Genomic DNA, 10966 nt, shown 5'->3' with positions numbered 1-10966 from the left:
CGGGAACGTCCCGCTTCGCGGGACGTTCCCGAAAACCAGGACCAACCCCTACGAACCAGCCCCGCCAGGCTTGACGAAACAGATAGGGGCACCCCGCCCTCACGATCCATCCCCGCGCGGGTGATCTGATCATGTTCAGTTCCTCCATGCTGCACGCCGTCTCGCCCAGCCCGTCCGAGCCACGTGTCGGAATGGCGGCATTCATCGGCAGCAGAGGGGCTAACTACCCTCTAATCTATTGGAGTTGAAAAGCGAACCGAACAAGGACGAAATGTCATGATGCCACAGGAACGTCAAGAGCAGGAGATCCCCCGCGTCTCGATGACTGACGAGGAGATCGAAGCGGCGAACCTGAAGAAGCCCCCCCTACTCAACAGCAACATCAAGCTGATGGAGTACACGCCGGAATGGGCCGCCGCGTTCGCGGAGGAAGCCCGCCGGATGAGCGACGAGCTGGGCGCGCTGCCACACCGGATCGAACACACCGGATCCACCTCGGTACCCGGGTTGCCCGCCAAACCGGTCATCGACATCCTGCTGATCGTTCCCGACTCCGCCGACGAATCCGCCTACGTGCCCAGCCTGGCTCCCCTCGGTTACGCGCTCGCGGTCCGGGAGCCCGATTGGTATGAGCACCGCGTCCTGCGCAAGTCCGACCTCGCGCCCAGTGCCGAATCAGTCAACCTGCACGTGCTCTCCACCGGCTGCCCCGAGATTCAGCGCATGATCCTTTTCCGCGACTGGCTGCGCGCCCACACGAACGATCGCGACCTCTACGCCCGAACCAAAAGGGACCTCGCACAGCGGACATGGACGTACATGCAGCACTACGCCGACGCGAAGAGCGAAGTCATCGCGGACATCCTCGAACGTGCCATGAGAGCTGAACCTCCCAGCGCCCATGGCAGCTCGTGAAAGGTGATCTCAGCCTGCTGCGGGAGCGGAATTTCCTCCTGTTCTCCCTCGCCCGCACATCGTCCCTGACGGGCAACGTCATCGCACCGCTGGGCCTCGCCTTCGCCGTGCTGGCCTTGCCTGACGGCTCCCCGTCCCAACTCGGACTACTGCTGGGGACCCGCACAGTCGCTCAGCTCGGCCTGATTCTGCTGGGCGGAGTCCTCGCGGACCGGTTCCCCCGCCAGCGTCTGATCATCGCGGGGGAGACCGCCGCCGGATGCTCCCAAGCGCTCACCGCCGCCCTGTTTCTGCACGGCAGCGTGCCGATGAACCTTCTGATCGTCCTCGCCGCCGTCAACGGCGCGTCCTCCGCTGTCAGCCAACCAGCCGCCACCGCGCTCGTACCCCAGCTCGTCGACGCCGAACGCATTCAGCCTGCGAATGCGTTGCTGCGCCTAGCGGCCAACTTCTCGCGTATCGGAGGCGTGTTCGCCGGCGGAGTGCTCGTCGCGGCCGTCGCGCCTGGCTGGGCCTTGGCTGCCGACGCCGCCACCTACTTCCTGTCCGCCGTGCTGCTGATGTTCAGCCGCCCTCGTACGGCATCGCGGGCACTCACCGCGACAGAGGCGCCGACCAGTCTCCTCAGCGAACTGCGCAGCGGCTGGACAGAGTTCTCCTCCCTACGCTGGATGTGGCCGGTCGTAGGCCAGTTCGCCATCGTCAACGCCTCCTTCGGAGGAGCCATCATGGTGTTGGGCCCGGCGGTGGCCAAGCGGGAGCTGGGCGGCGCGGTCGCCTGGTCGGTCGTTCTCGGCGCCCACTCGGCCGGTTTCGTCCTCGGCAGCCTGATCGCGATCCGCATCCGTCCCCGCTACCCCCTGCGTACGGGCGTTTTCGTCACCTTCGGCTTCTTCCCCGCCTACCTGTTCCTCGCCGCGGGCTCCCCAACCTGGCTCATCGCCACCAGCATGCTGGTGGCTGGCATCTGCATTGATGTGTTCGAGGTCCTGTGGAGAACCACGGTCCACACTCATGTTCCCGAGCAGGCCATGTCCCGGATCAGCTCATATGACTCGCTGGTCTCCTTTATCTGCACGCCCCTGGGCCTCGCCGTGGCAGGCCCGGTGGCTGCTCACATCGGCATAGCCGAAACACTCCTGCTCAGCGGTGTACTCGTCCTCCTGGCCAGCACCGTCCCCCTCCTCTTCTCGGCCGTCCGCTACCTCCCGGCTCGTTGCACTGTCCCGGAGCATGTACCCGGATAAGAGCTCGCAGAGGATCAATATGCCGTCCTGGTCATTGGTTGTGTGCCAAGGCGGTATCGGCGAGCAGTAACCGCCGGCCGCCGGGCGGCCCCGGCAAGCAGGCATCCGCCGCCGCCTGACCCGCCCAGGTACGCCCCCCGTAAACGATTGGCGGAACGGGTGTGACCCCGCCGGCACGGTCGACGGGTGTGCTCGATCCACGAGAAGACGTGACCGGCGACGCCCGTGCCGATGCCGTAGCAGGCGTCGCGCAAGGCTCGCGCGGCCATGGCCCGGCGGCGACGCACGACCCAATGACGAAGGACGGGGCGCGGGTTCTGCCTCGCTGGGGGTGCCTGCCTTCCCGTGTGAGGGGTGCTTCGTCATCAGGAGCCCGCTGCCGAGCCGTTGGCCTGAGTGGCTGTTGTCGTTCCAAATCTGAGGACGGCGTTTTCGCTGGTCAGGCATAGGGTCGGCGATTCGGTGGGAGTGGTGGCGTGTCGTGTCGTCGTTCCCGGGAGGTTGCGGATGCCGTCGGTCGTGGAAGATCCGGCAGGCCAATAAGCGGGTCGCCGAGGCCAAGCCCCCGGCCGAACTCGAACAGGCAAAACAGAAGCTGCGGAATTCGGTCAGGCAGTACAAGTACGTGTCGGGCAAGCTCCGCGACGTGAAGAAGGCGGAGCCGGAGAGCACCGGTACGCAGGTCAAGCGCCTCGACAAGCAGGTCCGCACGCTCGAGAACAAGATCCGCGATCTCGAACGCAGGGCGAACAATCCGCGGCAGACCAGGACCAAGGCCGGGCGCGCTCTGGTGCAGCAGCAGATCGATGACACCCGGACGGCACTGTCACGGGCCCAGGCCGAACGCGACCGGCTCCGCGGCCCGGATGACGAAGGTGACATCGGCGGCACACGCACGACGACGACCGGCCCGAAGACACCGTCGAAGGGACCGGTCTCCACCGGCCCGACGGCGTCGACCACCTCGAAGGGAACCACGGGGGTCAAGGGGAACAAGGGCACAACCGCCACCGACCCCACGACCACGCCGAAGGGGACCACGGGCACAACCGCCACCGGCCCCACGGCGTCCTGGAAGGGGTGGAGCAGTCTCAAGACCCCGAAGACCGGGTTCCGGGGCAGCACGGGCACCAACCAGATGGCTGACGCCATTTCCGGGGTCATCGCCGACGGCATCAGCCAGGACTACGGAGCCTATCTGGACCGCAAGAACCAGCAGCTGCTGTAGCAGGCACGCAAGGACCCGGATCTGGCGAAGCGGATCACCGACGACTACAACGAGATCAAGGACAACAACGAGATCGAGGTCCTCCTCCGCGGCTTCGACACCTCCATGGGATTCACGCAGGACGCCACCCGCCAGGTCGCTCCTGAGCTGATCAAGTCTCAAAAGGCCCTCGACACCGCGAAAGCGATCGCCGACAAATCCAACACGGACCCGCTGTACCAGCAAGCCCGCACCGAATGCGGCAGGTACGACACCTGCGTCACCGAGCGCACCGACAAGCTGCGCAAGCAGAACGCGAAAGCGATCGCGGAGTCGACGAAGAAGGCCCAGAAGTCTCACGCGGACCCGCTCTACCAGCAGGCCCGCACCGAATGCGGCGGATACGACACCTGCGTCACCGACCGGGTCGCCAAGCTCCGGGCCCAGAAGAAGACAACCACCGCCACGACCACGACGCGTACCGAGCAGCACAACCAGTCTCAGAAGAAGACGAAGACCCCGAGCTACCGGGGCAAGGGGGGCGTCAGGGCCTCGGCTGCCTGAGTCTGGCTTTGTCCACGAGAACGGGTTCTGGCTCAACTTCTCTGGACCACACAGGCCGAGTGTCACGTCCGACCCGAGCGGCCATGCCGGCCTCCTGGGCCGGAGGTAGCGGTACGGGGCGTCGATCCTGTCCTTGTCCGTGCCCAGGGCTGGTGATCCGCCCTTGCAGGCCGCCGTATAGAGTCCGGGCCATTCGCCACTGGGGAGGGGCATTCATGCTGGTGAAGCGCGCGATTCGGGCAATGGCGATCGCCACCGTCCTGGGACTGTCCCTTGCGGCGTGCGGGACGCGTACCGGCTATGCCACTGATGCCGACATACCGGAGTCGCTGGGCGCGGACGGGACGAGCATCGTGGTCGGCGATGAGGGCGCGGGTACCACCGTCCGGCTCTTCGAGGATCTGCGCTGCCCCTTCTGTGAGGAGTTCGAGACACAGGGCGCCGGGGCCGAGCTGAACAAGCTGACTCAGAAGGGTTCGGTGCAGGTCCACTACACACTCGCATCCTTCCTCGACGACAGGCTGGGCGGCAACGGCTCGAAGAAGGCCGCGAACGCGCTGCGCGCTGCACTGGCAGAGGGCAAGTTCGTCGAGTACCACCAGGTCCTCTACGCGCATCAGCCAGATGAAGCGGTCGACGGCTTCACCGACGAGTTCCTACTGAAGATGGCATCCCGCGTAGGGGGCCTGCGCGGGCCGGGCTTCGACGCTGCGGTCAGGACGATGCAGTACCAAGGCTTCGTCGCCGCATCCGAGAAGGCTTACGAGGACTCCAGTGCCAGTGCCATTGGTACGCCGACACTGGAACTCAGCGGCGTGGAACTGCCAGAGTTCGAGAGGGGCTACCTCGCCTACTACACCGGGTAGCCCGCTTGGACCGCAAGGCCCTGATACCTCCCGGTCGGCTCCCCCGCACCTGGCAGCAGACTTGATACATCGTGTCCGCTCCACACAACCTGAGCCAGAACCCGAGAACGAGCAGCAGATGTTCACCACTTCGGGTTCTGGCGCACATTCCGTGACGCGCACACGTTGAGTAGCGGGGAATTTGTTGAGAGTTCGAGGTCGAGATCGTGCACAGTAGAGGGATGTCTGAGTCGTCCTTGCCTGGTGGCTTTATCAATCACGTGGTGCGTGTCGGCGCCACGGTGCGCCGGCCCGCGTCGGCCAGTACGGGGTTCATCGGCGACCTGCTGAAGATGTTTGAGGCCAGCCGCTGGCCCGGTGCACCGCGCTACTGCGGCATCGACGAGGAGGGCCGGGAGGTCCTCACCTACCTCGATGGGCATGTGGCCTGGGAACCGCAGCAGCCGCCGGCCGTGTGCTCCGACGAGAGTCTGCTGCGGGTCACGCAGCTTGTGCGGGAGTTCCACGACCTGACGGCAGGCACGGCCCTGGCCGGATCACATGAGGTCGTATGTCATAACGACCTCTCGCCCAAGAACACGGTCTATCGACCTGTCAGCGGTGCCTTGCGCCCGGTGGCCTTTATCGACTGGGATCTGGCAGCCCCAGGAGCGCGCATCCATGATGTCGCCCACGTTTGTTGGCAGTACCTCGGACTCGGGCCGAGCGTCGAAGACGCCTCCGAAGCTGCGCGACGGTTGCGGTTGATCGCTGACAGTTATGAGCTCGTGGACCGGCGTGATCTCGTCTCTGCGATCTTGTGGTGGCAGGACAGGTGCTGGCGCGGTATTGAGACTGCTGCGGACTCTGGAGACCTCGCGATGATCCGTCTCCGTGACGCTGGGGCAGTGACAGAGGTGCAGGAGGCGTATCAGTGGGTCTCCGATCACCGGGTCAACATGGATCGCGCATTGCGCTGACCCACTGGGTGCCGGTCATCTCACGAACAAGAGCTGGTTAGGGCTGAATATGGGCTGCCGCTCTCCTTACGACAGCAGAACTCGTTTGCGGAGAAGTTGGAAGCCAGCGCGGCCGAACATCTGGCGCTTGAGCATCTTGATCCGGTTGACGTGTCCTTCGACGACGCCGGAGTTCCAGGGCAGGGTGAGGCCGGCGATGAAGTTTCCCCGTGATCTCGGGCACGTTGTTGTTATGCCGCGAGGGCGTGGTCTTGCCGTAGCGCAGGCGTGTCTCATGGGGCGTGAGGTAGCCCCAGTGGATGTGCTTGCGCAGGCAGCGTCTGTTGTAGCAGGTCTCGATGAAGTCGAAGATGTCGGCGCGGGCGGTGGCCCGGTCGGGCCAGAAGCGGGTGCTTCAGCTCTTCGTCCCGGTCGGCGGCACTCGGCCCGCCCCGCCCGGCGGGGACTGATCCGGTGTCCTGAGCGGCGCGGGCCTTCTTCACCCAGCCCCGCAGAGACTCCGAACTGATCCCGAGCTCCCGGGCGACCTCGGTCACTGTCCGTCCCGACGAACGGACGAGCTCGATCGCGTCCCGCTTGTACTCGTCCGAGTACCGATTCGTGTACTTGCTTCCCACCTGGCACTGCTTCCTCTGGGCTCTCGCGTCCCAGTCTCCAGGTGTCCACGATCAAGGGGAAGCTGCAGTCCATCGACGCGGCCACCCGTCGTCCGTAACCAGCCTTGACTCGAACCCGGCAAGACCGACGTACGGAGTGAGTAGATCACTGAGCACGCACGAATCGGAACGGATCAAGACAGGCGATGGACGGAGCACCCATCCAGAGCAGCACGGAATCCCCTGCAGTCGGCATGAATCACCGCAGTTGTCCGTAACTGTCCCTTCTCCGAACTGCTGAGGGTGTCCCGTGATCAGGTGACGGAACGATCAGTCCCGAGGGGAAGGGTAGGTATGGGGCCGGGCAACGGCTGCGAACAGCACGGGTGTTAGTTTCCTTCCCGTGTTGGAACACCAGGGCGAGACCAGGACGGCCTACGACGGGGTTGTCGAGCTGTATGCGTCGATGTTCGCTAATCGGTTGGAGACGCAGCCGTTCGCGCGGAACATGATCGGCACCTTCGCCGAGCTCGTGCGTGGGACGGGGAACCTGCGGGCAGCCGACGTCGGGTGCGGGCCCGGACATCTGACGGCCATGCTGCACGACTTGGGGCTGGACGCCTTCGGGCTCGACCTCTCCCCGGCCATGGTCGACCACGCCCGGCGGGCCCATCCGGCGCTGCGGTTCGACGAAGCGCGAATGGAGGCCCTGCCGGTCGAGGACGGCGCGCTCGGCGGAGTGCTGGCCCACTATTCGGTGATCCATACCCCGCCTGGGGAACTGCCCGCACTGCTCGCCGAGCAGGTGCGTGTCCTGGCACCAGGGGGCCTGCTCCTGGTGTCGTTCTTCGGGACCGAAGGACCGGAGCCGGTCCGTTTCGATCACAAAGTGACGCCCGCCTATAGCTGGCCGGCCGAGCGGTTTGCCGAGTTGCTGGCCGGGGCCGGGCTCGTCACGGTTGCTCGGTTGCTCCATGACCCGGCCTCCGAGCGGGGCTTCCTCGACGCCCACTTGTTGGCCCGCCGCCCCTAGAGCGTGCCCCGTGGCCTGGGACGGAGTGGTGTAGATCCGCGTGGATGAAGTTCGTCCGAAGCGCCACGTGCGGGACTGGTTCACTGCTCGCCGATAGCCTCCAGGATCGCGCGGAGACGCGACAGGCATTCGCTGACGAAAAGGGGATAGGTGCCCCAGTAGTACGACACCCCGCTGACTCCGACAGCGATGGCCCACGCCCGGGCACGCAGCCATGTCACGTCGTCGAGGCTTATGGCGTCCCAGTACGCCTGTCGGGCCTCGGATGGAAGATCCCACAGAGGCGAGTGCCCGGCGTCGGGAAAGCCGACTGAGAGGCCTCCGAAGTCGATGACGGCGTGCAGCTTCCCCTGCTGGACCAGAAGGTTGGTGGGTTTGAGGTCTCCGTGGAGCCACACGTGGCGGGCAGATGGCTCGGGCAGGGTGAGCGCGCTCTGCCAAAGGTGTTGTAGATGCGCGATGTCGAGGTCGAGGCCCGGGATCGTTCGGCAGTTGTCGAAGCACCCGCTGATCCACCGGTCACAAGCGTGCAGGCCACCTCCGCGGTACCAGCTGAGCCCGCCCTGGCGAGTGGCTCCCATGCCTCCGACGGCGGCTACGGACCGATGCTTCTCACGCTCCTTTCCACGCCGGTGGTTGGTGCCGTGGCGGCGGTGCACAGCGGGGACGTCCTGGGACGTACGCACTATCACCCGTGGTTGGCGAGTGAGGGGCGTCTTAAGAGGTCGTCTCAACTGGCTTGATCACTAGGATGTCTGTCGTGATGGCGTGGGTGGAACGTCTGGTTCCGGACGGGTTGTGGGAGTTGTTCCAGCGGGTGGTTCCGGCTGCTCCGATGCGTCCGCAGGGCGGTGGCCGACGGCGGTACGTTGATCGCGAAGTGCTGGCGGCGATCATGTTCGTGGGCACGACGGGCTGTACCTGGCGGCAGCTGCCGCCAGTGTTCGGCCCGTCCGGACCGACCGCGCACCGCCGGTTCACCGAGTCGAGCCGGGCCAGGGTGTGGGGCAAACTCCACCGCCTGGTCCTGGACCAACTCGGTGCGCGCGGGGAGTTGGACTGGTCGCGATGCGCGATAGATTCGGTGAACATGCGGGCCCTCAAAGGGGGGACCTGACGGGTCCGAATCCGGTAGATCGCGGCAAGAAGGGGTCAAAGATCCACCTGATCACCGAACGGACCGATCTGCCCCTCTCTATCGGGATCTCCGCCGCGAACACCCACGACAGCCAGGGCCTGGACCCCCTCGTCCGCGGCATCCCGCCCATCCTCTCCCGCCGCGGACCGCGTCGACGGCTGCCCGCCAAACTCCATGGCGACAAGGGGTACGACTACGACCATCTGCGACGGTGGCTGCGCTCCCGGAACATCACCCCGCGCATCGCTCGCAAGGGCATCGAGTCCTCCCAACGCCTGGGCCGCCACCGTTGGACCGTGGAACGGACGGTTGCCTGGCTTGCCGGATGCCGCCGCCTGCACCGCCGCTACGAGCGCAAGGCGGAACACTTCCTTGCCTTCGCCGGCATCGCCGCCACCCTCATCTGCTACCGGCGTCTGGATGAGTGAGCCGGTTCAGGCAGCTCCGAGGAACCCCGGGTCGGCGCCGTCGAACTGCAGGCAAGAGTCGCGACTCAGGCCCAGGAGTTCCGCCATGGGCACCGCTCGACGACTGGTCGCCAGCAGATCTTGGCGGGCCTCGGCCGACCACAGCGGCGGGAAGAAGGACAGTCCCTGCCGACCGTTCAGCACGGAGACTTCGTTGCGCCAACCGTCCCACCGCATGCCTTCGTAGAACTCTCGGAGTCCTCCAGAGAGAATCCAGGACAGCCATGCCGAGTGCCCGGCGCCCAGGGTCTCCCAGCCAAGGGCGTCGGGGGCGAAGTAGAGGATCTCGCCTGGTTCGCCGGGCCGACCGGCCTCACGGGGGTTGCCTCCGTTGAGGGTGAAGACTCCGCCCAGCACATCGTGGGCGACCACCAGCCCCACCCCCGCCCGCCATGCGGGATCGAAGGTCGCGGGCATCGCGTTGATCTCGGCCAGGCTGGGCAGTCCTTCGGGTCCGGCGCCGCTCGGGCTCCCGAAGATCCTCAGCCATCCGCTGTCCACGAGCAAACCGCCGCAGTTCAGCGCAATGCCGCCCAAATTTGAACGGGCTGACACCTGCAGTTGCAGCAGGGAGGCGCGGCCCATCTCGCCATCGCCGGGCAGCACCTCAACTGGTACGTCGGTGCCGGACAGCTCCTGAAGGAGGAGCGGCCAGGCTGGATCCTCGACGTTGATCAACTCATTGACCTCGCGCATCCCCGCATCGTCGCACCAGCCCCCAGAGGCTCAGTCAGCCGGGTCACCCGCACTTCGATCCACCAATCGAGATGGCCTCTAAGGGCTGGTCACGCCGCCTTGGTCGGGTACTGGGTCCACGTGCGGACGGGTGAGCCGGGGGCGAAGTTCGCCTTCGGTTCGGCGCGGGCGTTGCGCCAGCGGATGTAGGCGCCGATGGCGGCGTTCTGTTCGCCGTGGCCGCGTGGTCGGTCCCGTTGAGGACGAAGTAGCGCAGGGCGGCGAACTCCGACTCGATCCAGTTCAGCCACGATCCGTAGGTGGGTAGGAGGACCAGCTCAATGTCGTTCGCCGCGGCCCAGGCCCGGACGTTGGGGTGCTTGTTCGGGGAGAAGTTGTCCAGGACGACGTACAGCTTCTCGCCGGGCCAGCGGGCGCGCAGGGCCTTGAGCAGGGCCAGGAACTCGCGCCACCGTTTTGCGGGGCCGGATGCGGTAGTACATCTTCCCGGTGGCCATGTCGAGGTCGGCGGGGGACGTCCGGGCAATCAGGCAGATGTGCTCACGCACCTGGCTGCTGATCACCTGTGGCGTCCCCCGCTCCATTTTGGGTCCAGGGTCTCGAACCCCCGCGCGTTGAAGGCGTGGATGGCGGCTCTGGGGAGGATCAGCGCTGCTGGGGAGCGTCTGGGGAGGATCGACTACACCGTCCACGGCTGGATCGCCGACCAACACAGACGCTCCACCATCAAGAACAGCCTCGCCGTCCTCGTCCGCGTCATGGAACAAGCCGTCCGCGACGGGATCATCACCGTCAACCCCGCCCGAGTCACCGGCTGGCAGCGCGAGTACAAACAGGCCGAGGACGAACTCGACAACCCCCGCGCCCTCGCCCTGCGCGACTGGCCCACCCTGCTCCGCCTCGCCCAGGCACTCACCGACCGATCCCACGACCACTACCGAGGATGGCGCGAGGTCGTCGTCTTCGCCGCCGCGACCGCCGCCCGCATCGGCGAGGTCTCCGGCGTCCGCGCCTGCGACATCGACACCGAGAACTGGATCTGGACCGCCCGCCGGCAGACCACCCCCGCACCCGGCGGACTCACCGACAAGAACACCAAAGGCAAACGAGCCCGCCAAGTCCCCCTCATCGAGGAAATCCGCCCGATGATCGCCGAACGCATCCTCGCCGTCGGCCCCGACCCTGACGCGCGGCTCTTCACCGGCCCCCGCGGCGGGCGCATCTCCACCGCCGTCCTACGGGACGCAACCCACTGGGACGAGGTGGTCACCTCACTCG

General features: G+C 66.1%; 11 protein-coding genes and 3 pseudogenes. 9 read left to right on the top strand and 5 right to left on the bottom strand.

Annotated features, from left to right (window positions below; translation table 11 throughout):
• Positions 1-276: 276 nt before the first annotated feature.
• The 6 genes from ACIPEK_RS45355 to ACIPEK_RS45330 all read left to right on the top strand — a co-directional run bounded on the left by ACIPEK_RS45355 (position 277) and on the right by ACIPEK_RS45330 (position 5758).
• Positions 277-915, top strand: a complete 639-nt coding sequence (locus ACIPEK_RS45355; RefSeq protein WP_402008643.1) for a GrpB family protein — start codon at positions 277-279, stop codon at positions 913-915.
• On the top strand, positions 912-2162 hold the full coding sequence (locus ACIPEK_RS45350) for an MFS transporter (protein WP_402008641.1): 1251 nt from the start codon (positions 912-914) through the stop codon (positions 2160-2162). Before ACIPEK_RS45355 ends, ACIPEK_RS45350 begins: the two co-directional genes overlap by 4 nt.
• Positions 2163-2643: 481 nt before the next feature.
• A complete protein-coding gene (locus tag ACIPEK_RS45345; protein WP_402008639.1) occupies positions 2644-3390 on the top strand; it encodes a hypothetical protein in 747 nt (248 codons plus the stop codon).
• Between the two features lie 105 nt (positions 3391-3495).
• Positions 3496-3933, top strand: a complete 438-nt coding sequence (locus tag ACIPEK_RS45340; RefSeq protein WP_402008637.1) for a hypothetical protein — start codon at positions 3496-3498, stop codon at positions 3931-3933.
• Positions 3934-4148: 215 nt separating this feature from the next.
• Positions 4149-4799, top strand: a complete 651-nt coding sequence (locus ACIPEK_RS45335) for a DsbA family protein (protein WP_402008635.1) — start codon at positions 4149-4151, stop codon at positions 4797-4799.
• Positions 4800-5020: 221 nt separating this feature from the next.
• Positions 5021-5758, top strand: a complete 738-nt coding sequence (locus tag ACIPEK_RS45330) for a phosphotransferase (protein WP_402008633.1) — start codon at positions 5021-5023, stop codon at positions 5756-5758.
• Positions 5759-6225: 467 nt separating this feature from the next.
• Here the strand turns inward: ACIPEK_RS45330 and ACIPEK_RS45325 are convergent.
• A pseudogene (locus tag ACIPEK_RS45325) lies at positions 6226-6375 on the bottom strand (transposase); the annotation flags it as partial.
• A gap of 382 nt (positions 6376-6757) precedes the next feature.
• Between ACIPEK_RS45325 and ACIPEK_RS45320 the strand changes: the two are divergent.
• Positions 6758-7387 (top strand): class I SAM-dependent methyltransferase, encoded by a 630-nt coding sequence (locus tag ACIPEK_RS45320; RefSeq protein WP_402008631.1) that lies wholly within the window; start codon positions 6758-6760, stop codon positions 7385-7387.
• An 80-nt stretch (positions 7388-7467) separates the two neighbouring features.
• On the opposite strand, the gene ACIPEK_RS45315 is transcribed toward ACIPEK_RS45320, so the two are convergent.
• The gene (locus tag ACIPEK_RS45315) at positions 7468-7968 is read right to left on the bottom strand and encodes a phosphotransferase (protein ID WP_402008629.1); all 501 of its coding nucleotides are present in this window, start codon (positions 7966-7968) and stop codon (positions 7468-7470) included.
• A 182-nt stretch (positions 7969-8150) separates the two neighbouring features.
• Between ACIPEK_RS45315 and ACIPEK_RS45310 the strand changes: the two genes are divergently transcribed.
• Positions 8151-8953 (top strand): IS5 family transposase gene (locus ACIPEK_RS45310; protein ID WP_402008645.1). Its coding sequence is split into 2 segments (ribosomal slippage): positions 8151-8492 and positions 8495-8953, totalling 801 coding nucleotides; the frame shifts between segments, so codons are not numbered across the junction.
• A 6-nt stretch (positions 8954-8959) separates the two neighbouring features.
• On the opposite strand, the gene ACIPEK_RS45305 is transcribed toward ACIPEK_RS45310, so the two are convergent.
• From ACIPEK_RS45305 to ACIPEK_RS45295, 3 genes and pseudogenes are all read right to left on the bottom strand, one after another.
• Entirely contained in the window at positions 8960-9688 is a 729-nt protein-coding gene (locus ACIPEK_RS45305; RefSeq protein WP_402008627.1) for a DUF2625 domain-containing protein, read from the bottom strand.
• Between the two features lie 89 nt (positions 9689-9777).
• A complete protein-coding gene (locus ACIPEK_RS45300; RefSeq protein WP_402008647.1) occupies positions 9778-9978 on the bottom strand; it encodes a hypothetical protein in 201 nt (66 codons plus the stop codon).
• Between the two features lie 5 nt (positions 9979-9983).
• Positions 9984-10214: pseudogene (locus ACIPEK_RS45295) on the bottom strand (hypothetical protein); the annotation flags it as partial.
• A 100-nt stretch (positions 10215-10314) separates the two neighbouring features.
• On the opposite strand from ACIPEK_RS45295, the pseudogene ACIPEK_RS45290 reads away from it, so the two are divergent.
• Positions 10315-10966 (top strand): annotated as a pseudogene (locus ACIPEK_RS45290) (site-specific integrase); the annotation flags it as partial.

The sequence above is a fragment of the Streptomyces sp. NPDC088246 genome (assembly GCF_044741025.1).
Taxonomy (GTDB): Bacteria; Actinomycetota; Actinomycetes; order Streptomycetales; family Streptomycetaceae; genus Streptomyces.
The sequence above is the reverse complement of the archived record's forward strand: the minus strand, read 5'-3'. Positions and strand labels throughout refer to the sequence as shown.

Bases quoted from the DNA above. Each gene is read 5' to 3' on its own strand.
- ACIPEK_RS45355 (WP_402008643.1), top strand. From the start codon at position 277: ATGATGCCACAGGAACGTCAAGAGCAGGAGATCCCCCGCGTCTCGATG.
- ACIPEK_RS45340 (WP_402008637.1), top strand. From the start codon at position 3,496: ATGGGATTCACGCAGGACGCCACCCGCCAGGTCGCTCCTGAGCTGATC.
- ACIPEK_RS45335 (WP_402008635.1), top strand. From the start codon at position 4,149: ATGCTGGTGAAGCGCGCGATTCGGGCAATGGCGATCGCCACCGTCCTG.
- ACIPEK_RS45330 (WP_402008633.1), top strand. From the start codon at position 5,021: ATGTCTGAGTCGTCCTTGCCTGGTGGCTTTATCAATCACGTGGTGCGT.
- ACIPEK_RS45315 (WP_402008629.1), bottom strand. From the start codon at position 7,968: ATGGGAGCCACTCGCCAGGGCGGGCTCAGCTGGTACCGCGGAGGTGGC.
- ACIPEK_RS45305 (WP_402008627.1), bottom strand. From the start codon at position 9,688: ATGCGCGAGGTCAATGAGTTGATCAACGTCGAGGATCCAGCCTGGCCG.